The organism is Thermodesulfobacteriota bacterium (assembly GCA_034189135.1).
Classification (GTDB): Bacteria; Desulfobacterota; Desulfobacteria; order Desulfobacterales; family JAUWMJ01; genus JAUWMJ01.
In genome coordinates, this window is the sequence record JAXHVO010000049.1 from 1 (window position 1) to 25969 (window position 25969).

The 25969-nt window shown below is 43.2% G+C and carries 23 protein-coding genes and 1 pseudogene; 16 read left to right on the top strand and 8 right to left on the bottom strand.

The features are described 5' to 3' along the window. Positions 1-123 precede the first annotated feature (123 nt). The 8 genes and pseudogenes from SWH54_06530 to SWH54_06565 all read left to right on the top strand — a co-directional run bounded on the left by SWH54_06530 (position 124) and on the right by SWH54_06565 (position 6466). The gene (locus SWH54_06530; GenBank protein MDY6790908.1) at positions 124-1020 is read left to right on the top strand and encodes a diaminopropionate ammonia-lyase; all 897 of its coding nucleotides are present in this window, start codon (positions 124-126) and stop codon (positions 1018-1020) included. A 66-nt stretch (positions 1021-1086) separates the two neighbouring features. Next, positions 1087-1476, top strand: a complete 390-nt coding sequence (locus SWH54_06535) for a YajD family HNH nuclease (protein ID MDY6790909.1) — start codon at positions 1087-1089, stop codon at positions 1474-1476. Between the two features lie 30 nt (positions 1477-1506). Next, the gene (locus SWH54_06540; protein MDY6790910.1) at positions 1507-2256 is read left to right on the top strand and encodes a lysophospholipid acyltransferase family protein; all 750 of its coding nucleotides are present in this window, start codon (positions 1507-1509) and stop codon (positions 2254-2256) included. 17 nt (positions 2257-2273) lie between these two features. Next, positions 2274-2411: pseudogene (locus tag SWH54_06545) on the top strand (zinc ribbon domain-containing protein). A 30-nt stretch (positions 2412-2441) separates the two neighbouring features. Next, a complete protein-coding gene (locus tag SWH54_06550; protein MDY6790911.1) occupies positions 2442-2768 on the top strand; it encodes a hypothetical protein in 327 nt (108 codons plus the stop codon). A 38-nt stretch (positions 2769-2806) separates the two neighbouring features. Continuing rightward, entirely contained in the window at positions 2807-3328 is a 522-nt protein-coding gene (locus SWH54_06555) for an O-acetyl-ADP-ribose deacetylase (protein ID MDY6790912.1), read from the top strand. 115 nt (positions 3329-3443) lie between these two features. Beyond that, entirely contained in the window at positions 3444-3758 is a 315-nt protein-coding gene (locus tag SWH54_06560; protein ID MDY6790913.1) for an IscA/HesB family protein, read from the top strand. A gap of 377 nt (positions 3759-4135) precedes the next feature. Continuing rightward, positions 4136-6466, top strand: a complete 2331-nt coding sequence (locus tag SWH54_06565; protein MDY6790914.1) for a DUF294 nucleotidyltransferase-like domain-containing protein — start codon at positions 4136-4138, stop codon at positions 6464-6466. 131 nt (positions 6467-6597) lie between these two features. Here the strand turns inward: SWH54_06565 and SWH54_06570 are convergent, their stop codons facing one another. Both SWH54_06570 and SWH54_06575 read right to left on the bottom strand, forming a co-directional pair. Next, positions 6598-7752: a diadenylate cyclase gene (locus tag SWH54_06570; GenBank protein MDY6790915.1), complete on the bottom strand. Its 1155-nt coding sequence runs from the start codon at positions 7750-7752 to the stop codon at positions 6598-6600. A gap of 175 nt (positions 7753-7927) precedes the next feature. After that, positions 7928-8272: a hypothetical protein gene (locus tag SWH54_06575; GenBank protein MDY6790916.1), complete on the bottom strand. Its 345-nt coding sequence runs from the start codon at positions 8270-8272 to the stop codon at positions 7928-7930. A gap of 257 nt (positions 8273-8529) precedes the next feature. Between SWH54_06575 and SWH54_06580 the strand changes: the two genes are divergently transcribed. The 6 genes from SWH54_06580 to SWH54_06605 all read left to right on the top strand — a co-directional run bounded on the left by SWH54_06580 (position 8530) and on the right by SWH54_06605 (position 14290). Beyond that, on the top strand, positions 8530-8745 hold the full coding sequence (locus SWH54_06580; GenBank protein ID MDY6790917.1) for a hypothetical protein: 216 nt from the start codon (positions 8530-8532) through the stop codon (positions 8743-8745). An 82-nt stretch (positions 8746-8827) separates the two neighbouring features. Continuing rightward, a complete protein-coding gene (locus SWH54_06585) occupies positions 8828-9697 on the top strand; it encodes a radical SAM protein (protein ID MDY6790918.1) in 870 nt (289 codons plus the stop codon). Positions 9698-9876: 179 nt separating this feature from the next. Then, a complete protein-coding gene (tkt, locus tag SWH54_06590; GenBank protein MDY6790919.1) occupies positions 9877-11901 on the top strand; it encodes a transketolase in 2025 nt (674 codons plus the stop codon). Between the two features lie 264 nt (positions 11902-12165). Next, entirely contained in the window at positions 12166-12453 is a 288-nt protein-coding gene (locus SWH54_06595; protein ID MDY6790920.1) for a TMEM165/GDT1 family protein, read from the top strand. 437 nt (positions 12454-12890) lie between these two features. Then, positions 12891-14006 (top strand): transglycosylase SLT domain-containing protein, encoded by a 1116-nt coding sequence (locus SWH54_06600; GenBank protein MDY6790921.1) that lies wholly within the window; start codon positions 12891-12893, stop codon positions 14004-14006. Continuing rightward, positions 14006-14290: an HNH endonuclease gene (locus SWH54_06605; GenBank protein ID MDY6790922.1), complete on the top strand. Its 285-nt coding sequence runs from the start codon at positions 14006-14008 to the stop codon at positions 14288-14290. The genes SWH54_06600 and SWH54_06605 overlap by 1 nt, the downstream gene beginning before the upstream one ends. Before the next feature lie 408 nt (positions 14291-14698). Here SWH54_06605 and SWH54_06610 read toward each other — a convergent pair whose 3' ends face one another. The 5 genes from SWH54_06610 to SWH54_06630 form a co-directional block, all read right to left on the bottom strand. Continuing rightward, on the bottom strand, positions 14699-15475 hold the full coding sequence (locus SWH54_06610; GenBank protein ID MDY6790923.1) for an enoyl-CoA hydratase: 777 nt from the start codon (positions 15473-15475) through the stop codon (positions 14699-14701). A gap of 845 nt (positions 15476-16320) precedes the next feature. After that, positions 16321-17409 carry a hypothetical protein gene (locus SWH54_06615; GenBank protein ID MDY6790924.1) on the bottom strand — a complete coding sequence of 363 codons (1089 nt, stop codon included), beginning with the start codon at positions 17407-17409 and terminating at the stop codon, positions 16321-16323. A gap of 245 nt (positions 17410-17654) precedes the next feature. Continuing rightward, positions 17655-18320: a lysoplasmalogenase gene (locus SWH54_06620; GenBank protein ID MDY6790925.1), complete on the bottom strand. Its 666-nt coding sequence runs from the start codon at positions 18318-18320 to the stop codon at positions 17655-17657. Positions 18321-18410: 90 nt separating this feature from the next. Next, entirely contained in the window at positions 18411-20366 is a 1956-nt protein-coding gene (locus tag SWH54_06625) for an ASKHA domain-containing protein (GenBank protein ID MDY6790926.1), read from the bottom strand. A gap of 40 nt (positions 20367-20406) precedes the next feature. Next, a complete protein-coding gene (locus tag SWH54_06630; protein MDY6790927.1) occupies positions 20407-21156 on the bottom strand; it encodes a lysophospholipid acyltransferase family protein in 750 nt (249 codons plus the stop codon). A 417-nt stretch (positions 21157-21573) separates the two neighbouring features. Here SWH54_06630 and SWH54_06635 point away from each other — a divergent pair, with 417 nt between their 5' ends. Continuing rightward, complete coding sequence (locus tag SWH54_06635; GenBank protein ID MDY6790928.1) at positions 21574-22917, top strand: glycosyltransferase family 4 protein; 1344 nt, start codon at positions 21574-21576, stop codon at positions 22915-22917. Between the two features lie 173 nt (positions 22918-23090). Continuing rightward, positions 23091-23870, top strand: a complete 780-nt coding sequence (locus SWH54_06640) for an EcsC family protein (protein ID MDY6790929.1) — start codon at positions 23091-23093, stop codon at positions 23868-23870. A gap of 35 nt (positions 23871-23905) precedes the next feature. Here the strand turns inward: SWH54_06640 and SWH54_06645 are convergent, their stop codons facing one another. Then, a complete protein-coding gene (locus SWH54_06645) occupies positions 23906-25588 on the bottom strand; it encodes an ATP-binding protein (GenBank protein MDY6790930.1) in 1683 nt (560 codons plus the stop codon). Between the last annotated feature and the right edge of the window lie 381 nt (positions 25589-25969).

Genomic DNA, 25969 nt, shown 5'->3' on the forward strand with positions numbered 1-25969 from the left:
CTTGGATTTTGGTCACAGAATCAGCGCTGTTACCTTTAATCCAAAAGGAGCATTTTTTAAATACTCAGCATAGCTTTTGCCATTCTCCCCAGCTTAGCTGGGGGTTTAGCTCTGTAATTAGGGTTGGATGCACATAAATTTGCCTTTGAACAAATCGCATCACAGTCCTCAAAGTTCCGAAATTTGACCTTGGTTACAGCTACCGATGGCAATCACGGACGGGCAGTTGCCTGGACTGCCAACAGGCTGGGCTGTCACGCAGTTATTTATCTGCCGAAAGGTTCATCAACAATACGCCTTGAAGCCATACGTCACTATGGAGCGAAAGCATCCATCATTGAGGGTAATTATGATGATGCGGTGAAATTAGCTGCAAAACAGTCCAATGAAAAAGGCTGGATTTTAATTCAGGACACATCCTGGCCGGGAAATGAGAAAATCCCCATTAATATTATGCAGGGCTATATTACTTTGCTCACAGAAGCGTTTGATCAATTGGATGAAAGATGGCCTTCCCATATTTTTGTGCAGGCCGGAGTTGGATCCCTTGCCGCAGCACTTCAAGCATTTTTATGCAATTGTCATGATAAACCCAGGCCTTTTTTTACGGTGGTTGAACCGACGGAAGCACCCTGTTTTTATAAATCCATGGACATAGGTAACGGAAAACCGCATATTGTTCATGGAGATCTGGACACAATCATGGCGGGCCTGGCATGTGGTGAACCGAGTAAAATTGCCTGGGACATCCTAAGTCAAAATGCAGATGCATTTATCGCCTGCTCGGATCATGTCGCCATAAAAGGCATGCGTATACTCGGCAACCCGCTTCAAGGAGATGAGCGTGTCGTATCCGGTGAGTCCGGAGCCGTAACCACCGGTCTTGTTTATGAAATCATGAGCAATTCCAGGTGGAATAAATTGACTGAGCAACTTGGATTGGGAGAGGATTCCAGGGTATTGTTAATTTCCACTGAAGGTGATACAGATCCTGAATATTATCGTAAAGTTGTATGGTAATCACTCTGTTGGATTATTTATGAGTTTATCAGTCGCTTATCCTAAACCGGAATAGAGACCAAACACATGTCATCGAAGAAGGCAAAAACAGAGATTAGCAGGGTGGATCAGGTGGTTGCCGCTGCCCGACGCGATCAGGAACGTTTGGAAAAGACCTATCGTGAGAAAGCACTTAAGATGTTCCCCTGGATCTGTGCACGGTGTGGGAGGGAATTCACCTGGAAGAAACTTCGGGAGCTCACGGTTCATCACAAAGATCACAATCACAACTACAATCCCCCTGACGGAAGCAACTGGGAACTGCTGTGCATCTACTGTCATGACAATGAACACTCGCGACATCTGGATGAACAATGTCATGGTATGTCGACACCGGAGGACGATCAAAAACTGTCTTCCACCCACCGGCCGTTCGCTGGTCTGGATGCCCTGCTAAAAGGCAAAAACAACAGCTGATCAGTCCGGGGTAAGGTAGGTTATAAATTTATGATCAATCGTATCATTGCCGCCAGTTTACTTGTATTCATAGCATTAAGTTCAGTTTTATTTTATGTAATGGCCGTTTTACTATGGCTTTGTACGGTCTGGTTTGACCGACGTCTGGTTGCCCTGCACTTTTTTACATCGTTCTGGGCATCTGTATATTTATGGGTAATGCCAGCCTGGTCGGTTTCGGCCAAAGGTCGAAAAAAAGTTAAAAAGGGGAAAACATATATGGTGGTATCCAACCATCAGTCCCAGCTTGATATCCTGATCGCCTTCAGATTGTTTTTTCCTTTTAAATGGGTTTCTAAGGCCGAAGTGTTCAAGCTTCCCCTTATCGGATGGAACATGGTTCTTAACCGATATATTAAATTGAAACGGGGTAATAAGGAGAGCGTTGAGCAAATGATGATTGACTGTGAGAAAAACCTTTCAAATGGGAGCTCGGTCTATTTTTTCCCTGAAGGAACCCGGTCATATAACGGAATAGTAAAAGAATTCAAGACAGGGGCCTTTATCCTGGCTCACAAAATGAAAATACCTATTTTGCCAATTGTAATCAATGGGTCTAAAAATGCGCTTCCCAAGCACAGCCTGAACTTTCATGGCAAGCATCGTATCAGGATCGAAGTTTTGGATGAGCTACCCTATGAATCTTTTGCGCAACTATCGGTGGAAAAAACCGCACGGAAAGTCAGAAAAATAATTACTCAGCATGTTTATGAGCACAGAGAAGCGCCTCTGTCCGCATAATAATAAAAGGACCACCCATGCCCATATATGAATTTTATTGCAAAAATTGTAACACCATATTTAACTTTTTCTCTAAAACCATCAATACCCATAAAAGGCCGAAATGTCCTAAATGTAAAACTGCCACGCTTTCAAGGCAGATGTCGGCTTTTGCCTTCACCGGGAAAGCGACTGAGGACAGCGATATGGAAGACCTGCCTTTTGACGAAAGTAAAATGGAACAAGCAATGAATATGCTTGCCGGTGAAGCTGATAAAATCAATGAAGATGATCCCGGACAGGCTGCAAATCTTATGCGGAAACTTACCGATATGACGGGAATGCAACTCGGACCTGGAATGGAAGAGGCGCTCAGCCGAATGGAAAAAGGCGAGGACTCTGAAAAAATCGAAGCGGAAATGGGCGATATCTTGGAAGGGGAAGAACCCTTCTTGTTTCCAGGTAAAACAGGTTCTGGGAAAAAGAAAAAACATCTCAAACCACTTGTAGATGAGACGCTTTATGACCTGTAACCGAACAGGGAAGATTATCGATTAACGGATGGAAACCTTTGAAAAAAGAACTTTTACAAAAAATAGAGGTCAAACAAGGAGATATCACTAAACTCAAGGTCGATGCCATTGTGAACGCCGCTAACCAATCTCTTCTTGGAGGCGGCGGTGTCGATGGAGCAATCCATCGAGCGGCAGGGCCTGAGCTGCTGAAAGAATGCAGGATTATTGGAAGATGCCCAATAGGAGAGGCAAGGATAACGAGCGGGTATGATCTTTTTGCCAGATATGTGATCCATACCGTTGGCCCGGTTTACAGCGGAAAGCCTAAAGACAGCCGCCTGCTGGCACAATGCTACCTAAACAGTTTGAAGCTTGGAGTAGATCATCATGTTAGATCCATTGCATTTCCGGCCATCAGTTGTGGAGTATATGGCTATCCGGTAAAAGATGCATGCCGGATTGCAGTGGATACCACATCCGGCTTTCTCGATAAAAACAGGTCCATTGAAAAGGTCATGTTTGTCCTTTTTTCCGCGGAAAATTTAAAAATTTATGAGGCTTACCTGTCGAAAGCCTAAAAACGACGTATTTTCTTTATTGACAAACACGACGCCCGCCATTACCTTTAGCGAAACCCAAATAAACCGAAGACAGCTTTCATGATGGAGGGCTTATCTTAAAAAGGAGGATAAAATGGTTGAGGTAACAGAATCGGCTACGAAACAGATTGCCGAGTATTTTGATGGGAAGGAAATATCCCCCATACGGATTTTCTTGAACGAAGGCGGTTGAGGGGGGCCTTCTCTGGCAATGGCTCTGGATGAGCCAAAAGACAGTGATGAAGTTTATGAAATTGAAGGATTCAAATATATTGCTGATAAAGATTTCATGGAAAAAGCAAAACCGGTAAAAATTGATTTTACCTCATACGGCTTTAAACTTTCCAGCAATATCGATTTTGGTTCAAGCTGTTCAGGCTGTTCTACTAGCGGTTCCTGCTGCAGCTAGAGCATAGATTTATTTAATTTCGATGAAGACGTAAAAAAATATCATCGATGTCACCAATAAAATACAAAGGGCAATACTCACAGGGTATTGCCCTTTGTTGTTGTTGACTGTTTTTCTCAGTAATGTTAGTGAGTGATTTGGTAAAAATTTAAACCTCCCGCTAAAAAGCTGATAGACCGGAAAGACATACAAAATGTTTATTGTTACGGCTTTATCGTATGTTGACTAGGTACGAAATGCATCACCAAATCCCGCTGTACTGAAACGGGAATGTTGTTACCAAACCACCATATTTGAAATGATGCCACTGGCAACCCTCCATAAATGAAGCGTGTAAGCCCAACCATACTGAATAGACCGATACTTAAGGTGAACCTATGAATGAGCAAGCTTTTAATTATCTGTCAGGTATGCCCCATTTTTCTTTTTTGCCTAAAAGTGAATTAAAAAAAATTTCCGATAAGTCATCCTTCCAAAGCTATCCCAAAGATACTCTCTATGCAGTTCAAAATAAGACAAAGATAGACAGTATCTTTGTGGTGGAAAAGGGTTCCTTCTCTCTTTATGAAGAAAAACAGGGAGAAAAAAAATTAATCGGTCATATTAAGCCGGGAGAAGTGTTTGGAGGAATTACCCTGTTGATGAATGGAGGAATATCCTTAAGAACGGTCATCGTTGACAATGACTGCTCCGGCTACTTGATTCCCCAAGAGGATTTTATAGATCATTGCACCCGCAACAAAGACTTCTACGAATATTTTGTTAAAAACTTCAGTAAACACATTTTTGATGACTCCCTAAGTTCAATTATTGAAACAGGTCAGGCAAAACATTTCCTGTCACGCCTGGATCCGTTTTCCTTTCTTCCCTCAGAAGAAACTGCTCAACTAGCCGAAAAACTTACCATGGTACAGCATCCTAAAAATACGGTTTTATTCGTTCAGGAACGATCCAGAGTGGGATATCTGTATATTCTCCAAAAAGGTTCGGCGGAAAGATATTACGAAGAAAACTATAACAAAACCATGCGTGAGATGTTAAGCGAGGGAGACACTTACGGCGGGATATCCATGCTGGTAAATGACGGCATCTCGGTTAGAACTTTCAGGGTTATCGAAAAATCGTATTTTTATCTTCTGCCCAAAAAGATCTTTTTAGACATTTGCTCACGCTACAAAGCATTCACCGAATATTTTACCGATACTTTCGGTAAACGGATGCTGGAAAAATCGTATGCTTGCATTATTGCAAAAACAATGCAGCCTGAAGAAGAAGGCCTGCAATTTTTCAATCGCACTGTGGCAAGCCTTCATATGAAAAAGCCTGTTTTTGGGAACACAACTTTGTCGATTCGCGATGCAGCTGAAATGATGAGCCGGAATAAAATCAGTTCTCTTTTTATCAATACACCGAATGGCGATTGCACTGGAGTACTCACTGAAAAAGACCTGGCAAAAAAGGTGGTTGCCACTGGATATGATACCTCAAAGCCTGTTTCAGATATCATGTCCACCCCAGTGCGAACAATACCGGACCAGTCGCTTATTTTTGAAGCCCTTATGAAGATGATGCAGGAAGATATTCGGCATCTTGCGGTTACCGATGCTGATGAAAAAGTTACCGGAATTATTACCAACCGTGACCTGTTGACCGCCCAGGGCCAATCTCCTGTTTTCCTTATCCGGGAAATTTCAGCAGCAGGCAGCATGGAGGAAATCATCAACAGGCATAACAAGCTTCCCCAGCAAATCCGGAGCCTGATTACCGGAGGAGCGAAGGCGGAAAACTTAACCCGATTTATCACCACAGTGTCCAGCACAATTCTCGACAAACTGATAGAATTCACCATCGATGCACTGGGACCGCCGCCTGTTGAATTTGTGTTTATGATTTTAGGAAGCGAGGGCAGAAGGGAACAAACCCTTAAAACCGATCAGGATAACGCGATTATTTATGAAGATGTTCCCCAAAAGAATGAACAGGAGGTAAAACAGTATTTTCTTAAATTCGGTGAAAAAGTATGTGGTCTGCTCGACCAGGCGGGATATGCATTTTGCCTGGGTGGTGTAATGGCAAAAAACCCCAAATGGTGCCAGCCTTTGTCTACCTGGAAAAATTATTTTTCAAACTGGATCCATGCTGCCGAAGCTGAAGATTTGCTCCAGGCCAGTATTTTTTTTGACTTTCGCACAGGATACGGAAATAAGTACTTCATCGATTCGTTACACCGGCATCTTTTTGATTCTTTAGAGGGATGGTCGGGGTTTTTTCGCCATCTGACGGAGAACGCATTATTCTTCAAACCACCGCTTGGTTTTTTTAAAAGCTTTGTCGTTGAATCTAAAGGAAAACACCGCAATGCGTTGGATATTAAAAGCGCCATGACGCCCATCGTCGACTTTGCCAGAATTTATGCATTGAAAAATAAGATCGAAGAAACAAATACTTTTGAAAGACTGCGTCAGCTATACATGAAAAAGATTCTATCCAGGGAGGAATATGAAGAACTTGAAAGGGCGTACAGTTTTCTCCTGCAGCTCCGGTTAGCCCGCCAGATCACATCGGTCATTGATGAAAAGGCTGAACCCGACAACTATATAAAACCGAAAGCCCTAACCCATATTGAACAGAAGATGTTAAAGGAAATCTTCGTAAGAATCGAAAAATTTCAGTCAAAGCTGAATTTTGAGTTCATCGGCATTGCCTAAGGATAATTTCAAATGTCAATAATTATGAATATCCGGCATACGGTTAAATTTTTTCAACATAGCCAGGCGGGATGCACCGATAAGAGAGAGGTGAAATCGTTTTCTGCATCTATTTTTATTTGGGTAAGCCATTAATGAATTTTCTCTTGCTGGCGATTTAAAATAACCCTGATATTTTTAGGCGTTACATGATTAATATTCACACCCAGAGGCAAATCAATATTTTTTGCAAACAACCTGATCTGGTGAGTCCCGGAAGATAATTTTTTAAGATCTACATAAACCCGGACATCCTGTTCCTTAAGCGACTTTATGCTGTTCCTGCTTCCGGAAAGACCCAGGCTGACTGTTTTAGCAGAGTGTTTATCCAGAACAAGTTCAGAAGGGATATTCACATGCTTTACCTGAGCGGTAATACTGATTTTAACTTCCTGCTGACTTGCAAGAATCAGCCATGCGATTGACACCATAGCCATGGCGCCAAGTTTCGCCCTCCAGTTTTTGATAAAAACCGCACTTAAAATTTCTTTTGGCGTCACCGAGGGGCTTTTAGTAATCCCCAGCCAATCTTTAAGCTTTTCAGCCAAAAGCTCCGGCTTTTGCCAAGTTTGGATTTCACCATCCGCCACTGTAGACACTTCGGACCGTTCTTCGGACACCACCAGGCAAACCACATCTGTCTTTTCTGAAAGGCCCAGCGCAGCTCGATGACGGGTGCCATATTGTTCCGGAATCCCCTTTTTTTCCGACAAGGGAAGAATACAGCCCATTTTTGTAAGTCGATCTTGAGAAATGACCGCAGCGCCATCATGTGCGGGAGAAAGATGGCTGAAGATACTTTTAATTAATGAAGGCTCTGGAAGAGCCATTATGGTATGGCCCGCATGAAGAAATTCATCAGGGTTGTCATTCCTGACCAGCACGATCAGGGCACCTGTTTTTTCATCGGCCAGTTCAAAAACTGTTCCAACAAGATCCTTTAAAAAAACACCGTGAAAGTTGCGTTTTCTGGATCTAAGATAACGAAGGGGGCTGACCTTTTCTAATACCTGCCTAATTTCGGACTGAAACAGTATCAGTAAAAGGATTAACAGTACCTGCCATAGAACTTGAAAAACACGGGTGGTGAGAAAAAACCCCCACATCTTTGCCAGGGAATAAATCGCTCCAAGTACCAAGAGACCGATAAGGACTCGAAGTGCACGAGTTTCTTTAAACCAGATATACAGATGGTAAGCAACAAAGGTAAGAAAAAGAATGTCTGCGAAATCACGTAACGTTGGCACTGGAATTAAATCTAACAAAAACATGATTATTTTATCGGATTATTAATACGAAACTTGAGTAACTAATACATATGTATTCATTCAGTTCAATGCAAACTAGGCCCAAATGAGTCCGGTCCTCAGGATAAGCTTAAGATCGAACAGCTTTGCAAAATTCTAAAATGTGACACGCATATTACTCGCTTTCAAATGGTTTACCACACTCTTTGCAGCGCCCGTCAGGACCAATAACTCCGATACAACTCCCGTCACTGCACAGCCTGCGGTTCTCCCATTCTATATCCGCCGGTGATTTTTCTTCTTCATTATTTCCTGATTGCATGGAGACGTCATCATCTTCTTTTGCCACAGGTTCTTCGTCAAAATCCGCTTTCAGATTTGAAATCTCTTTGGGCAGCTCACCTTCATAAGGCTTGCCGCATTCCTTGCAGCGCCCGTCAGAACCAATGACTCCGATACAATTTCCGTCACTGCACAGTCTGCGGTTCTCCCATTCTATATCTGCTCGACTTTTACTCATTTATCATGCTCCATAACATTGATGAACTCGAAAAAATTCGAATTCATAAAATTTTAATTGCTATACTCCTGCAGAACAGTTGATGGAAAAGGTTCGAGGATTTCACTCGAACCCTGAATCCCTAACTCCGTATGATCCTAAAAGATTCATTTCCAAATATCATCATAAACGAATAAACTCAACACCATTTTTTGTTTGCATATTTAAAAAAAGCCATTAATTTAGATAATACATCAATTAAAAAAAGGAGAAGCTCAATGAAATTTTTTATTGAAGAAGGAAATATAGGCAATGACGCAACCAAAGAACAGACATTGGAATTGATAAAGATGTTAAAAAAAATGGGTTGGGATGTTGAGTATGGAAGGGGAAAAAACAAAGCAACCGATATTTCTGAGTTTGGTCAGGAGGAAACTGTTTCGGATTCCTTTTCCAAAGATTTTATGGACTGTATTGCCAAACTTGGGCTATGAAATCCCTTGTGTTCTTTGCTGCTTTATGTTTGAAGGAAGAACTACGGTTTAAAATTTACTTTTAGAGGAAATCTAACAAACCATGCATTATGAAGGAAACATTATAAGGCCGCCCAGCGAGGCAAACAGCATTTTGTTGCAGGTGACTGTGGGGTGCTCACGTAATAAGTGTACATTTTGCGGAACCTACAGAGGTGAACGCTTTAAAATAAAACCCGACTCTCTTATTATGCAAGATATTGCTTTTGCGGCCAATTATTCCAAGCGTCAACGCAGGGTCTTTCTGTGCGATGGAGATGTGCTGATCATCCCCCAAAAAAGACTGATTAAAATTCTTAAGGAAATTGAAAAGCAGCTTCCCTGGGTCACCCGGGTCGGTGTTTATGCCAATGCAAAAAGCTTGAATATGAAAAGCCCTGATGAACTAAAGGAGCTTAAAGCACACGGGCTTGGTATCGCTTATATGGGTCTTGAAACAGGCGATGACGTCACCTTAAAAAATATAAACAAAGGTGCGACCTCACAGCATATGATTGATATGGGGAAAAAGGCCAGAGCAGCCGGAATCAAGCTTTCAATTACAGTTCTTCTGGGAATTGCAGGGAAAGAGCGCTCTAAGGTACATGCCAGAGAAACCGGAAGGGTTCTTTCAGCCATAGATCCTGAATATGTGGGTGCCTTAAGTTTAATGCTCATACCCGGCACCCCTTTATGCAATGACTATGAATCCGGCAAGTTTTTACTCCCTGATCCCGATCAAATGCTTGAAGAGCTGAGAATCATGATTGCGCATACCAACCTTTCAAGGGGACTATTCCATGCGAACCACGCTTCGAATTACCTTCCCATACGGGCGAGACTGCCAAAGGATAAAGAAGCTACGTTGGAACTGATCGACGAAGCCCTTGCAGGCAGGATAGAGCTGAAACCCGAATATTTAAGAGCGCTTTAATCCTGATGACATGCTAAACAGGCTCATCTAATGCATGGGTAAGGTTATACAGAAAATCGACATGATTATATGCATAGCTTTTCCCTGAAAAATCGTTACGCCTTACTTATGAGCCTTTTTGTACGACCATCAGGTACTTATTAACCATTTTAACATCTTAACAAAAGGAGATTTAAATCATGAATGAAGGCTTGTCAGCCGGCCAGGAAAAAATAGACCAACTCTGCATAAATACGATCCGTACCCTTTCCATTGATGCGGTACAAACAGCCAACTCCGGACATCCCGGAGCGCCAATGGGGCTTGCTCCTGCTGCGTATGTCCTGTGGACCAAGATTTTAAGGCACAATCCACAAAATCCCGACTGGCCGGACAGGGATCGATTTGTCCTCTCAGGGGGGCATGCCTCCATGCTTCTTTACAGCCTTCTGCATCTTACCGGATATGATCTCAACCTTGATGATTTGAAAAATTTCAGGCAATGGGAAAGCAAAACCCCGGGACACCCGGAATATGCGCATACTCCAGGAGTGGAAACCACCACCGGACCCCTTGGACAGGGATTTGCCAATGCGGTGGGTATGGCGTTGGCCGAACAGTACCTTGCAACCTTTTTCAACCGAGAAGATGCTGAAATCATAGACCACTATACCTATATGTTTTGTGGAGACGGAGATATGATGGAAGGAATCTCATCCGAGGCCGCATCCCTGGCCGGACACCTGGGGCTGTCCAAGCTGATTTGTATTTACGATAACAATAAGATTTCCATTGAAGGTGGTACGAACATCGCCTTTACGGAAGATGTGGCCCTTCGATTTAAAGCTTACAACTGGCATGTGCTAAAGGTCGATGACGGCAATGACATTGTTTCCATTAAAAATGCTCTCGAAGAATCAAAGGCGGAAACAAAAAGGCCTTCCCTAATTTTGCTTAGCACCCAGATCGCTTTTGGCAGTCCCAACAAACAGGGCTCGGCCGATGCCCACGGCGCTCCGCTGGGTGAAGAAGAGGTCCGTCTGACTAAGGAACGCCTGGGATTTCCCGTTGATGATTCTTTCCATGTGCCAGAGGAAGTTTACGCTTTCTGTCGAAAGAGTGTAGAAAGGGGAAAGGCGACCCAGGCACAATGGCAGAAGAAATTTAATGCCTATCAAACCGAGTATCCCGACCTTGCCGCCCAATGGACCCATGCAATAAAAGGTAACCTCCCTGCGCAATGGGACTCTGTTTTGCCTCAATTTAAACCTGCTGACGGCCCAATTGCCACCCGAGCTGCATCGGGCAAAGTATTAAATGCAATTGCCGAAAAAATGCCTCTCCTTTTGGGAGGCTCAGCTGATCTCGCCCCGTCTAACAAGACCGTTATCGATTCTTCCTCCGATTTTCAAAAAAATAACTACAATGGACGAAACATCCGCTTTGGTGTACGTGAACATGCAATGGGCGGAATCATGAACGGTATCAGCCTTCATGGGAGCCTTAAGCCTTACGGGGGTACTTTTCTCGTCTTTGCCGATTACATGCGTTCTCCCATACGCCTTGCCGCGCTTATGAAGCTTCCCGTGATCTATGTATTTACCCACGACAGTATCGCAGTGGGGGAAGACGGGCCGACCCACCAACCAGTTGAACAGATAGCCTCCCTGCGTGCCATACCGGGACTGACGGTTATCCGCCCGGCAGATGCTCCTGAAACAGCCGAAGCCTGGCGGCTGGCTGTCAAAAATTCGGACGGCCCCGTTGCACTGATCTTAAGTCGTCAAAAACTTCCCATACTGGACAGAAGCAAATATGCTGCTGCTGACGGGCTGGCAAAAGGCGCCTATATTCTGACCGATTCGGCCCAAAAACCTGAAATTATCCTCCTCGCCACCGGATCAGAAGTGTCGATCACCCTTGAAGCAGGGAAGGAGCTTATGGGAAAGGGCATTCAGACCCGGGTGGTGAGTATGCCAAGCTGGGAATTGTTTGAAAAAACATCGCAGGAATACAAAGACATGGTTCTCCTGCCCGATGTCACTGCTCGAATTGGTGTAGAAGCAGGTATTTCCATGGGATGGGAACGATATGTCACCGGCGCAGGGAAAACCATCGATATGGCTGGATTTGGCGCTTCAGCACCCGGAGGAACTCTGTTGGAAAAATTCGGCTTTACATCAGAAAATATCGTGCAAACAGCTAGGAAACTTTTGGATCGCTAAATATCGCAGTCAGGATGACCGCTCAGGTGAATAGCCTGAAGGTTGAAGACTTTTAGGGGCAAACCATGCACAATCATTATTTGTCTCCACTTGAAGCAAAGATTATCGAAACAGAGAAAATCTTGAATGGTTTAATTCGATCATTGCAAAATGATTGATATACTTCAGCCTTCAACCTAAACACCTGAACGATTACCTCTTTTCAACAACATAATTTCAATTTTTGAAATTTGGTGCAGCTGAATAATAAAACGGAGATATACCATGGATTATAAAATAATGTTAACCACCTTCGGTATGGTCTTTTTAGCCGAACTGGGAGATAAAACTCAGCTTGCCACCTTCTGTCTTTCAGCAGATCACAGTGCAAAATTTTCAGTGTTTTTTGGTTCTGCGGGTGCACTGGTTTTAAGCTCTCTTATTGCTGTGCTTTGCGGTGTAGCGTTCCGCAGTTTTGCGCCAACAACTTACATCAAAATTGGCGCCGGCCTCTTTTTTATAACTGTTGGGATATGGACACTCTATTCTGCGGTTAAAGCTTGTTCAGTATAAATATAACTCAGGAACCGGGGAGTTTTTCAATCTCCACACTGGCTATCAGGTGAATCATCCCATAGCGACTGTAGGCTTTAACAATATTCTGGAAAATTTTTCGTTCGGCAGCTATCTCGCTGAGATTGGATTTGAACCAGCCCCAGCAAATAAGTTCCCACGGCGAAAATGATCGTCTCTGCCGGTATGGATATAACTGAGAAGATAGGGGCGCGTACAGAGTGTTGGACTTATTTGTTAAGGCTGATACGGGCAAATGACCGCTTCTCCGGATGAACCACTAACAAATATTAAAGCTCAAACGGTTCACAAAAAAGGCTATTGATAAGAAACTTCCCGATAACTCATATAACTGTGGTTTATTGATTTAGTAAAAAGTTAACCCCTGAATCTTGTATAAAAATGAATAAGAAACTATACTTACTATGGAGTGCTCTATGCGAAAAGTAATACTTGTTTTTTCTGTTTTCCTTATCAGTACTTCCTTTGTGCTTGCCGAAACGAGCCTTGAACCCTCTTATTTTCCTTCACTGATTTCCAGTATCCGAATCAAGACCCCTTTATCTTTCTGCGATGAAGAGGTTCCGCTGGATAACAGGGAGGTCCTGGAGCGACTTGAAAAAGAAATTTTAATTACACTTTCCGACCGGACTCAGGTCATTCTTTGGATAAAGCGATCCAACAGATATATGCCGTATATCGAAGAAATATTGAAGGAAAATAATTTGCCTGGCGATCTTAAATATGTCGCTATTATTGAGAGCGCCTTAAGACCCCATGCCGGTTCACGGAAAGGGGCTATCGGATTCTGGCAGTTTATGAAGGAAACGGGTCTCAACTACGGTTTGATCATTGACAAATACAAGGATGAACGCAGAAACATTTTTGCTTCCACAAAAGCGGCCGTTAACTACTTCAGGGCACTTTATGCCGATCTTGGTTCATGGACACTATCTGCCGCAGCTTATAACATGGGTGAGGATAAACTAAAATCGGAAATACAGGAGCAAAAAGTCAGTAACTATTACAAGCTATACCTTTCCATCGAAACCCAAAGGTATATTCTCAGGATCATTGCTGCCAAGCTAATCTTATCCGATCTTGAAAAATACGGGTTTATATTAAATGAGAGCGATCTTTACCCCCCGCTGCAATTCGATCGTATTGACCTGACATTATCCCAAAGAGTTCCCATCCATATCATTGCCCAGTCCGCAGGAACATATTTTAAAGCCATAAAGGATCTAAACCCTGAACTCAGGGGACATTATATCTGCGAAGGCGCTCACTCAATTCTGGTGCCTAAAGGCAGCGCGGTGGATTTTCATCCAAGATTTGAAAAAAATTTTGCAGCGTGGTCATCAGAAAATAACGAACGTACTTATTTAGTAAAAAAGGGTGATCATCTGACTGCAATTGCCGAGCGATTTAACGTTTCTTTGCAAGACCTTCTTATATGGAATAATCTGAAACTTAAAAATCACATACATCCGGGAGATCGGCTGACTGTTTACCTGGATGAAAAACAGCAGGGTAAAGAGATTAAAAAATAATGAAACCTTTTGCATTCGACCTTGATGAAGCGGACATAAAAAGGCAGCGCCATAAAGCAAGACAGCTCAGAGAGTCCCAGTGGTGGAAGCGGTGTCTGGCAAAAGGTATATGCCATTACTGCAAACGCCCGACCCCTGCCAAAGAATTGACCATGGACCATATCGTTCCTGTTTCACGCGGTGGGAAAAGTACCAAGGGTAATGTGGTCCCTGCCTGTAAAGAATGTAACAATAAAAAAAAGCAGCTCCTTCCCATAGAGTGGGATGAATACCTGAAAAGCTGATTTAAAGCCAAATAAGGGATAGGGGGGAATCTCTACTCAGTTCGTCCTGGGAAGCGCCCATTTGCCCGTACAAGCGTTAACAAAAATATCGAGAAACTGACGTACGGCAGCTATCTCGCTGAGACTGGATTTGAACCAGCCCCAATAAACAGATTCCCACGGCGGCAATGATCGTCTCTGCCTGTATGGGTTTAACTGAAAAGATAGGGGGCGTGTACGGAGTGTTGTACTATTTGTTAACGCTTGTACGGGCAAATGGGCGCTTCCCCGGACGAACTTAAAGTTTCATGCATCGTTGGGTCCAGTTGGGTATGAAAATTCATGAAAAACAGTATCACAATCATTAAATCCCAAGGGGTTCATAAAAAAGGCCATTGATGAGAACCTCCCCGATTCTTTAGCTAAATACTACCGATTTTTCCACCTCGGTACATTTTTTTCAATAAAGGCTTTAATACCGTTTTGGGCATCCTCGGCCATTAAATTCATGGTGATGGTATGTTTGGCATAATCAAGGGCTTTATCATCCGTCTGGTCTGCCTGCGCATAAAAACCCTGCTTGCCGATTGCTAACACAAACCTGCTTGATTCGGCAATCTGACCTGCCATCTTTCGAGTCTCTTGGTCTAAGTCCTGGTAGCTGACCACTTTGTTAATCAAACCCAGTTCTTTTGCTTCCTGTGCTGAAAAATAACGCCCGGTCAAAAGCATTTCCATTGCTGCTTTTCTGCCGATTGCCCGTGTAATTGCCACCATGGGCGTGGTACAAAAAAGACCAATTTTTACCCCTGGAGTGGAAAACTTGGCCCCCTCCTCGGCTACAATAAGATCACACCAGGCTGCCAGCTGGCACCCGGCAGCAGTGGCCACTCCCTGCACCTGGGCAATCACGGGCTGTGGAATTTCATGAATCATCTGCATCATCTTGGTACATTGATCAAAGATAAACTTGTATTCCTTTATGCCGTCACTGATCATTTCTTTCATATAATGCCCGGCGCAAAAATGCCTTCCAGCAGCTTTAAGAATAATGACTTTAACGGATTCATCTGCAGATACCGCAGATAAAGCATGTATTATTTCCCCAATCATTTGCTTAGATAATGCATTGATTTTTTCAGGGCGGTTTAATGTTAAAAATGCTATTTCTCCTTCAGTAGCAAACAGAATTTCTTTATATTTCATGCGCCGTCGCCTCCCTCGCAAAGATAAAAGTCTTCGCTGCTGCTGCAATCCAGGATACATATCTTATGGAAATTTATGCCTATGTGTTTACCAACAAAAAATTGACAATTTGCGCCAAAAATTGACAATTTTCGTCATAAGAATGACGCTTTTTGTCTCTTTTGTAAAACATATTTTTGGCTATGCGATGTAACTATTTGTTAATACAGCTAATAAAAATTTTTATCACTTTGGCACGAATATTGAATGTACTCACTGTAACTGTTTAAATTTTTACTATTTTTTGAATATGTCGTTCTTTGATTAGAAAATCCATTTTAAGGCTTCTCATGTGTGCGTGCATCTTTTCAGACGGGTGTCAAAATAAGAAAATAATTAGACATGCACCGAACGAGAATAACGGCATTACGGGAAGCCGACTTTTTATATATTGAATGTCGCCATGATAACGGGTCAGAGTTTTTCACCATTTTTTTAGTATGTCGCTCTTTGATTAGAAAATTCATTTTAAGACTTCTCATGTGTGCGTGCATCTTTTCAGACGGATGTCAATAATAAGAATAAAATTAGACATGCACCGAACGAGAATAACGGCATTACGGGAAGTCGACTTTTTTACATAGGGAAATATCAATCCCGGGTATTCTACAAATACGGATAGAACATTTCTTCAATTGGCTGTGTTTGATTGACTCCACCCCGAATGGGGATGACGGCTCAACGGACATAAAAAAGCGCTGAAACAAACTTTTAAATCCTCAGAAAAAGGGCAGAGCCTTAAAAGGCTCTGCCCTTTTTTATTATTTGAAATTTGTATAAACGGAAGACCTTATTGAAACAGTCTGTTATCTATTTTTCATCCAAGATCCGGGTATTAACCCTCCAATCACTGCACACTCCAGACCGAACGGAAGATATCCTGCATACCCCAGTATCGGCATCTCAAAAATTGGAAAACGATGAACGAATGAAATGCTGTACTCCCATTTTGCCAGACTGAAATAATTCCACGTCTCCCAGAAACATCCGCATATAAGAGCCGCCAAGGCAGAAGATATCACCATGCGCCAGTCACCGGCAGCAATTCCAGATAAAGCATGATTTTCTTCAAACAGTGTCATGACTGAAATAATGATAACAAAAGGAGAAATCCAGACAAGGGGAAAAAGATAATCCGGCCACACCCCAACCCCGAAAAGCCCGATCCCTGACAAAACAAGGCTGACTGTGGCCACCGGCTTGGATTTAGCCTTTTTAATTTTTAAAAAATTTACAAAGCCTGTCTCAAGCCATGAAGAAGTAAAAATCAAATCCCTGGTTCCCAACACGGCTGGAAGAACCGTTGAAAATGAAAGGGTTGCATACAAAAAATATTCCCCGGGACTAAAATCAACCCCCACATAATACCAGTTTTGCACAAACCGGTTTAAGTATTCAAAAAACCACCAGAATATTGCACTGACAGGAAAAAGCAAAACAAAATATCCAGCCCGGTTGATCATCATACAATACCCGGTTCTTCCATAGCAAAGTGCATTGACGACCAGGATAAAGGAAATCCATAGGGGAAAAAATGTATGTGGCTGAAAACAGGCAAACCATGAAAACCGTGTCCATGCAAAAAGCCAGGCAACAATGCCGGTGAAAACGCCAACCCAGCCCCACCAGGGAAAAGAAAATTTAGTTAAATAACCGGTGCGGTCGGATTTGAAACCCTTAAAGCCTCTGACTATCAGGGGGAAAACTGTTGCGATAATGAAAAGAGCGTAAGCGGCAAAAACAATCCACGAAAAGGATGCATGGCTGATATGTTGCGATTTTGGAGGAAATTCAAAATATGGCGTAAGCGAATACCCGGCCAGTATTACTCCTAAAAGGGGCAGCATAATCAGCATCCCGGCCAGAATAAAAAATTTTAGTAAAATACCTTTCATATCACCATGGCTTTCTTATTCATATGTTTACCCCATTTTGCTAACCGCCTGTTTAACTTCATCCACATGCCATCTCGCTTTAATCACTTTGGTCCCTTTTCTTACGGAAAGTATCCTTGGTGCTATCCCCGTTTCGGCTATGGTCCGCCCCTCGAATAGGCCCGCTTCCGCCATATAAAAGTGGCTAAGGAGCAATTCCAAATGCTTTTTTCTATCTATGGCATTTGGCTAATATACCTCCGATGTTACCTCTCCGATCTTTTTACCAGTCCCACTGAAAATGCCAGTAAAAATTGGGCGGTGTAATATAACGGAAGCCCGATGAGGCGATTATAAAAATGCTCCATGACGAATCGCTGATGCGCCACGAATATATCTGAAACATAGAAAGACATTGCGCCCGCCAAGATAAGCCAGGCGCCCAACCTTGGAACTTCGGGGTTGCGAAACACCGCCCACGCACCGGCCACCATCAGGGAAATCACCACAATATAGAATGTAACCGGCACGAGCATATTTCCCAAATGGGGTAAAAGCCACAGGTAAATGCATCCACTGATCGCGGTGACCAGGATGTTAACCGGATTGATCCAGTACACGCACCGGGTAAGGATAGTAAACGCACCAATATATAGTACATGACCCGCAAGAAAGGCCACCAGCCCGACTCTGAAAGCGGTCAACCCTGGCAAAGCCAGACACACATCTCCCATAAGTCCGAAAATAAGTCCTATAAGAACCAATTTGAAATATCTGGGTAAGCTCTTGGGTTGGGTCACCGCGATGATTACGAATAGAATAGAAAGTGGCGTCTTGAACATCAACACCAACCAGTTGTTTCCGGTACTCTCCGCCCCCACAAGGGCAACCAGAAGGCTGACCGCGACAAAGATCAACAGATTCCTAAGCATTTGCCCTCCTTTACTGCCCGTTTCTCTTTACAAGGGTATGGCTATTCTTAGGCCTGGTTTTATCCAGTGAAGAAAATACAGATTGAAAAACTAGTTCGATTTTTCCATCAAGCGCCTCTGTTCCAAACGCGATTTGAGTTTGGAAAACTTATTCATGTCGGTATGGGGCAGGAACAAAGCCGCCACATAATGATCCATATAGGAAGCCGTTTCCGATAACTCAAAATTGGTCATCTTTTTGGTCACCTCTCCCACATCCATACGAATGTGGTTGGACAGCGCGCTCATTCTTGCACCCATCAGTGAGCTGTTTCCAATAAAGGTAATCTTACCCGGATCCATTTCTGGCAGCAGACCGATGGTCATCGCTTTTTCCAAATCCACATAGCTGCCAAATCCTCCGGCCAGGATAATATGTTCTATCATTTCCATATCCATTCCCACTTCATCCAGAAGGGTCTGAGCTCCGCTGTATATGGCCCCTTTGGCCCGAATGAGGTTTTCAATGTCGATTTCCGTCAAAACAATATCTCTGTCAATCTGGGTATCCTCTTTCCAGGCAACCACATATTCCCATACACCATCGGTCTCACGGATACGCTGTGTTTTCAAGTCCCGGTTGAATTTTCCCTGATTGTCAATAATCCCCATTTCAAACATGGTCGCCACCATGATGATCAGCCCGGAACCGCATATACCCTTGGGCCTTGTATTTCCGATGGTGATATTCATCGGTTCCAGGGTTATGGGGTTTACCGAAAAATCTTCAATTGCCCCTTTGGCCGCACGCATGCCGAACTGTATCCCCCCACCCTCAAATGCCGGACCGGCGGAACAGGCGGCGCAGGCAAGCCAGTCTTGGTTGCCGATCACAATTTCGGCATTGGTGCCAATATCCATGAAAAGGGTTAATTCTTCACTTCGGTAAATACCGGAACCCATCACACCGGCAACAATATCTCCTCCCACATAGCTTGAAATTTGCGGGTAGACCAGGGCTTCAACATGATCCCCCAGGTCAAGACCCAAACTTACTGCGTTTATCGGTGGATAAATGGTCGCCGCCGGCACATAGGGGCCACGCCGGATGTACCTTGGATTCACTTTTAAAAACAGCTGGCTCATGGTGGTGTTCCCGGCCAGGGTAATGGTCGACACCTCGTCACGCTCAATCTTGCCCTGCTTAATAATTTTACCAATGATATGATTAATCGATTTAATAACCACTTCGTGGAGCTTTTCCAGGCCGCCGGGCTTTTCCGCATACACAATCCGAGTGATCACATCCTCTCCATAGCTGATCTGTCGGTTAAAATCACCGGCCTGAGCGATGATGTTGCCGTTGGTAAGATCGATTAGTTCACCATAAACCGTTGTTGTTCCGATATCCACGGCAATGGCAAAACTCCGGTTGGTGGTATCTCCCGGCTCCACATGAATGATGTTTGATTTCCTGCCTTTCTGGACAGGCCGGGAAAGGGTCGCCGTCACTTTAAAATTATCTTCCCTGAGCACATCCGGCAGTTTTCGAATCACCGGAAGACTGACTACCAGGCGGTGCTCATCATGGTTCAGTTTCAAAAATCCGATCAGCCGGGTGGTGTCCGGGAGGTTATCCTGTTTGGAAGGTTCCGGCAGTTCAAGATATTTCTTCTCCACCGGCGGTACGAAAAGCCCCTCTTCTTTTAATGCCTCAAAATCCGGCTGCTTTATAAGTGCCGTTCGCCTGGCGGTGCTTTGCATATTCAGCACCTTTGCATCCACCTCTGACTCCACAGGGACGCGAACCGTCACATTTCCTCGAATGATGGATTTACAGGCCAGACGATACCCTTTTTCTATATCAGCCTTACTCAGCTTCTCGCTAATTCCCCCCTCTATATTTCCCTGTTCTATAATGACACGGCATTTCCCACAGACCCCCTCCCCTCCACAGGAGGCATTTATATGGACTCCGGCTTCCATGGCCGCCCGTATCAGACGCTCACCGTCCTCAACCCTGATCTCCTTGTTGTGTGGAAGAAATAATACTTTGTAATCACTCATTGATATGACTCCTTTTTATCTGGTGCATTAACAAATAGGGTTAGCCATTGTTTTTTCTTTTATTGGGTGGATGATACGGGGTGGGAGCCGGTTGCGGAACCGGAATCTTCCTGGGATCAGGATATTGATCACGAAGTTTAAACCATTGGTCAACCTGATAAGTTAAATGAAGTAAACGAGCATTTATAATTTTTCGATACTTTTCCAATTGTTCCTTGCTATCACTTGCAGGAACATAAATCGGTTCTCGATCAATGATCATAACCAATTTAGAAAAGGGTGTTGGGATAATGGTACGATCCCAGCTATTCACTCGAATATTCGATTCGGCATACCATATATGCAGAAGAATCGGTGCACCGGTTCTGGCTGCAGCCTTAACTATTCCGTGTTTAGAAACATAAGGTGGACCTTTGGGGCCGTCAATAGCAAGCCCGCCTACATTTCCTCTTTTAACATGTTCAATAAATATCTCTAAAGCCTCCTGCCCTCCTTTACCAATACCGCTGCTCCCCCGTGGTGTAACATATCCAAAAAACCGCAAAAGAGAGGTTAATAACTCACCATCCCGGCTGCGGCTTGTCATCAACGCTCCGTTTAAATTTCTAAAATAGTATACCGTAAAGAGCATCGACCGGTGCCAACTGGCACTAAGTGCTCTGCCTTGATTTTCACGGATACATTTTGTTAATTCCCTGTGGCCAAAAATATACTTCCTACAGGAAATAAATAATAAGTACATCAATATCCAAACAAAAAAACTTCCGCAAAACGCTGCCAATTTATTCATTAAAAAATGCTTCGAATTATTTTTTTTGCTAAAAGGTTATTCTACACGTCTTTCAATCAGTTGGGTCTATATTGAGATAATCCAATAAAGGAATGCGTTATATTTGTCAAGGTTAAGACCACGGATTGAGGCGGAAAAACTCCGGCAGAAGCTGGATCTTTGATAACCGGTAAGAGTTGTTAACTTTTTATCAAATTGTTAATTAAAATTAGGTAAACTTTTTCCCTTACAGACTTAATTTAGGCATTTTATTCCCACAGTTTTAGATCAGGAAAGGAAGACTTCTTTATAACTACTTGAAAATCAAACACATAATACAATGCAGGCAATTTGGTATAAATTTTGCTCACAACTAGTTTTAAACCAGCTTGATACTCACATTCTTCCAACTTCAAATATTATATCAAAGGATTAGAGATGCGTAAAAACATAGGTTTTATTTCCACTCGCTTTTCCGGAACTGACGGAGTTTCCTTGGAGTCGAGCAAATGGGCCGAAGTTTTTGAAAATAGCGGACACTGCTGTTTCTGGTTCGCAGGAAAACTGGATAGAGAAAAGGAAAAAAGTTTTCTTGTCCCTGAAGCACATTTTCAGCATAAACAAAATGTATGGATTAACCAAAGGGTTTTGGGCGAAAAAAAAAGAGAATCTTCCGTAACTGAATCGATTCACGCTTTAAGATCGTATTTAAAATTTAAACTTGAAACATTTATCGCTCGGTTTAACATCGAGCTTTTAGTCGTTGAAAACGCCCTGACTATCCCGATGAACATTCCCCTGGGCATCGCTTTGGCGGAATACATTTCTGAAACACAAATTCCCACCATTGCCCATCACCATGATTTTTACTGGGAAAGGACCCGGTTTTCCGTCAATGCCGTTGGCGAATATCTTACCATGGCGTTCCCTCCTAACCTTCCCAATATTCAACATGTGGTGATTAATTCTGCCGCACAAAAAGAACTGGCCCATCGCCGGGGAATTTCGGCTACAATTATTCCCAATGTTCTGGATTTTGAAAATCCTCCTTTAATGAATGGAAAACGTACCAAGGATTTTGACAAAAAATTTGGATTGAAAGTGGATCACACCATGATTTTACAACCGACCCGGATGATAAGGAGAAAAGGGATCGAACTTGCCATAGAACTGGTCAAGGCGTTGGATAGTAAGCGCTGCAAACTGATTATATCCCATGAATACGGAGACGAGGGACTGGAATACGTGGAATGGATTAAAGAACACGCATCCGATCATGGGGTAGATCTTCGTATTGCGGAAAGCGATATTGCAAGCCCGTGGAACAATAACGGAGACCATCAACAGAATTGTTCTCTGTGGAACGTCTATCGCCATGCAGATTTTATTACCTTCCCCAGTCTTGCGGAGGGATTCGGCAATGCCTTTCTTGAAGCCATTTATTTTAAGAAACCGATACTGATCAACCGCTACGATACTTATGTCACGGATATCGAGCCCAAAGGGTTTGACCTGGTTGCCATTGACGGATTTTTAACCAGAAAGGCAGTTCAAAGCGTGAGGGATATATTAAGCTCGCCCATACGAAGAAAAAGAATGGTGGATAAAAATTATGAAATTGCCTCTGCCTGCTATTCCTACTCCGTGCTTCGAAAGCACCTCAATACCATGATACAGAGTATCTTCGGCGACAGCGCCCCCCGGATATGCTTTGAACCGACCTGTCGACAGCACAAGCCATGCTTAAAGGAAAAGAAGTATCCTGCCCAGGTATCTGGATAAAAGCTGTCTGCATTTATCACCTGCATACCTTTCACAAAAAGTATGTTTTATTAATTCGATTATATTGGTATAGTCTTTCCCATAAACATTTTCCGTTTTAAATGATGAAAAACTCGTATAGAAGAAATCGTATAGAAAGAACAGTTTAACCATTTTATAATTAAAGGAAAATCATGAATTTTCAGCAAGCAGATTTGAATGATTTAATAAAAGCAAAGACGTTACTGGAGCACCCGGGTATTGCAGCAAAAATCACCCATTTACTTGGTACCCCAATCGAGAAAGGATTTGGCCTTCTGCCGGAAAATTGGAACGTAAAAATCGGGGAAGTAACCCAGGAAGCACTATCCAAGGCAATTCATGCAGCAGTTTTTACCATGAAAGATTCGCAGGGTAAAGACGCATCAAATATCTGGCATAAAATAGCGGTGGCAACCACAGGTGGCCTGGGAGGTTTCTTTGGACTGCCGGCATTGGCAGTAGAACTGCCCATATCTACCACCATCATGCTTCGATCCATCGCTGATATTGCGAGAAGCGAAGGTGAAACAATCAGTAGCATTGAGTCTCAACTGGCGTGTATCGAGGTATTTGCTTTAGGTGGGTCCAGCCAAGCTGATGATGCTGCTGAATCGGGTTATTTCGCCGTTCGTGCAGCATTGGCACGATCGGTGACAAAGGCGGCTGAATATCTAACAGAAAAAGGTCTGGCTGAAGAAGGCGCCCCTGCTCTTGTTCGGCTGATCATGCAGATTGCAGAGCGCTTCAGTATTCAAGTATCGGAAAAAGCTGCAGCGCAAGCAGTTCCTGCCATAGGAGCGGCAGGAGGAGCCATTATCAATACATTATTTATTGATCATTTTCAGGATATGGCCCGTGGTCATTTTATCATACGTCGCCTGGAAAGAAAATATGGGAAAGCAACCGTGGAAGCGACATACAAGAGTGTTTAGAAGCGGTCGGTGGCCGGTAAAATAATATGCGGCTCTTATTGATTATCTTCAATCCACGGAAAGTTTAAATTAAAAGTTGACCCTACACCCACTTTGGATTTCGCTGTGAGTGTTCCCCCCAATCTTTCCGCAAATCTCTGCACTATGGGCAACCCGAGACCTGAGCCTTTGGTGCCTTTGGTGGTAAAAAAGAGCTGAAATACTGCATTCATCCGGTCTGGTTCGATCCCGCAACCATTGTCGCTGACAGCGATGTTGAGATGATTTTGTTCGTCAATACTTGTCGAAATAGTAATGATACTTTTGTTTTTCTCTTTAACCGCATCATTGGCGTTGACCAACAGGTTGAGCAGGGCGCGCTGCAAACCGGATTCATCCATCATCCATTTCCTGAGATTTGGATCAAGGTCCACCACCAATTTATTTCCCTTGTCGTTAAGATCGTCTTGAAAAACACGACGATAATTGAGCACTAGCGAATTAATATCAAGCAACTCCAATTTAACTGGATGCACACGTGTAAAATCGAGCATATCGGTGGATAGTTTGTTTATCTGATCAAGGTATCGGCTTAAAACCTGCCAGATTTTTTGCAGCTTTTTATCCGCCTTACCGTTTACATACGTACTCATCAATTCTTCAGCGCCCTGATTGATATGCTGCAAATTTTTGATATTATGAGCCATATTTGTGATGGTCAGGCCCACGGCCGCCATTTTTTCGTTCTGTAAAGCCTCTTTCTGTAAACGATGATTCTCTATGGTGAAGGCCATTTCATTTGCTACAGCGGCGGTAAATTCCAGATCGTTTTGGGTAAAAGCATCCATTATCTGGCTGGTATCCAGATGAAACACGCCGATTACTCTCTCTCTGACCATGAGCGGGACACACAAAATGGAATTAAGATCATGCACCATGATGGATTCCCCCGTTTCAAAACGGGAATCATCCATGGCATCCCGGCTGACCAATGCAAGTTTTTCTTTAACCACCTTGTTAATGATTGTTTTGCTGACCGGAATAACCTCTCCATCGGGATTTTTATCACGATATTTAACCACACGTGCTTCAAGAGGATCTTTTGGAGTTGATCTAAGCATAGCCACCACCCGTTCCGCTGAAGGAAGGGCGTTGAATATGAAATCGGTCCCCATATTCAAAATTTCATTCACATTTTTTGCATATCTTAATTTGTCGTTCAACCGGTACAGCAGTAACAGTCGGTTGCGATCACTCAGCGCTTGTGCTGTACTGACGTCTTCTTCGTCTTTTGGATCAAGAAATGTCTGAGCCGCGGATTCTGCCTTGTGTGCGATCATATCAGGCAGCTGGACATCATCCTCTTGGAGAGAAACGGTATCTTCAGTGGATGCATAGGTTAAATCAGAATCAACATGCGCCGGGTCTTTGAGTGCAAATATAAAAGACCGGTCACCGAACATAATCTGGTCATTATGCTTAAGAACAATATTTTTGATTCGTTTTTTGTTTACGTACGTACCGTTATATGATTCTAAATCAGACAGAAGATACTTGCCATCGATTAATGATATCTTTGCATGATTGCGGGATACCGATCCCTGGGCAAGATAGATGGTGTTTGATCGATTTCGCCCTATCGTTATGACACCCGGATCAAGACGAATTGGTCTGGAAAATGTTTCTTCCGGCAGGGGAATAAGATAGACGTATGGAATATCAGGAAGATTATCCGTCATAATAACACGATCCCCGGTGTTTTCCGGTCATAACGAAAGGCGCTGCCGGAATTTTTATCAATCAATATCATCTTTGAGTCCGATTTTTGAAAAATCCTGTTCGGCGAAAACGGATTGGGTTGAAATCTCGATATGGGTACCATGATCGTATAAATCACCATGCTTGGTATTCTTCGTTATGAAATGCCCCTTCTCATCCAAATACTAAAAAGTTATATTTTATCAGATTGAGCATATATTGTCAACAAACCGTAATTCCTAGACTGACTGTTTGTTGGGATTAAAACTGAGAGGGCAATCTTTAAAAACCCAAAGGTTTAAAGGTGCCCGGTAGTTGTAAAAATATCGGCACTCACGCCAAACTCTTTTATATACAATCAT

What these genes read in the sequence shown, in the direction of transcription:
- SWH54_06550 (MDY6790911.1), top strand. Translation starts at nt 2,442, where the DNA reads ATGGAAGACCTGCCTTTTGACGAAAGTAAAATGGAACAAGCAATGAAT.
- SWH54_06585 (MDY6790918.1), top strand. Translation starts at nt 8,828, where the DNA reads ATGCATTATGAAGGAAACATTATAAGGCCGCCCAGCGAGGCAAACAGC.
- SWH54_06610 (MDY6790923.1), bottom strand. Translation starts at nt 15,475, where the DNA reads ATGAAATATAAAGAAATTCTGTTTGCTACTGAAGGAGAAATAGCATTT.
- SWH54_06580 (MDY6790917.1), top strand. Translation starts at nt 8,530, where the DNA reads ATGAAATTTTTTATTGAAGAAGGAAATATAGGCAATGACGCAACCAAA.
- SWH54_06625 (MDY6790926.1), bottom strand. Translation starts at nt 20,366, where the DNA reads ATGAGTGATTACAAAGTATTATTTCTTCCACACAACAAGGAGATCAGG.
- SWH54_06630 (MDY6790927.1), bottom strand. Translation starts at nt 21,156, where the DNA reads ATGAATAAATTGGCAGCGTTTTGCGGAAGTTTTTTTGTTTGGATATTG.
- SWH54_06565 (MDY6790914.1), top strand. Translation starts at nt 4,136, where the DNA reads ATGAATGAGCAAGCTTTTAATTATCTGTCAGGTATGCCCCATTTTTCT.
- SWH54_06615 (MDY6790924.1), bottom strand. Translation starts at nt 17,409, where the DNA reads ATGAAAGGTATTTTACTAAAATTTTTTATTCTGGCCGGGATGCTGATT.
- SWH54_06640 (MDY6790929.1), top strand. Translation starts at nt 23,091, where the DNA reads ATGAATTTTCAGCAAGCAGATTTGAATGATTTAATAAAAGCAAAGACG.
- SWH54_06620 (MDY6790925.1), bottom strand. Translation starts at nt 18,320, where the DNA reads ATGCTTAGGAATCTGTTGATCTTTGTCGCGGTCAGCCTTCTGGTTGCC.
- SWH54_06635 (MDY6790928.1), top strand. Translation starts at nt 21,574, where the DNA reads ATGCGTAAAAACATAGGTTTTATTTCCACTCGCTTTTCCGGAACTGAC.
- SWH54_06575 (MDY6790916.1), bottom strand. Translation starts at nt 8,272, where the DNA reads ATGAGTAAAAGTCGAGCAGATATAGAATGGGAGAACCGCAGACTGTGC.
- SWH54_06540 (MDY6790910.1), top strand. Translation starts at nt 1,507, where the DNA reads ATGATCAATCGTATCATTGCCGCCAGTTTACTTGTATTCATAGCATTA.
- tkt (MDY6790919.1), top strand. Translation starts at nt 9,877, where the DNA reads ATGAATGAAGGCTTGTCAGCCGGCCAGGAAAAAATAGACCAACTCTGC.
- SWH54_06645 (MDY6790930.1), bottom strand. Translation starts at nt 25,588, where the DNA reads ATGACGGATAATCTTCCTGATATTCCATACGTCTATCTTATTCCCCTG.
- SWH54_06600 (MDY6790921.1), top strand. Translation starts at nt 12,891, where the DNA reads ATGCGAAAAGTAATACTTGTTTTTTCTGTTTTCCTTATCAGTACTTCC.
- SWH54_06595 (MDY6790920.1), top strand. Translation starts at nt 12,166, where the DNA reads ATGGATTATAAAATAATGTTAACCACCTTCGGTATGGTCTTTTTAGCC.
- SWH54_06605 (MDY6790922.1), top strand. Translation starts at nt 14,006, where the DNA reads ATGAAACCTTTTGCATTCGACCTTGATGAAGCGGACATAAAAAGGCAG.
- SWH54_06535 (MDY6790909.1), top strand. Translation starts at nt 1,087, where the DNA reads ATGTCATCGAAGAAGGCAAAAACAGAGATTAGCAGGGTGGATCAGGTG.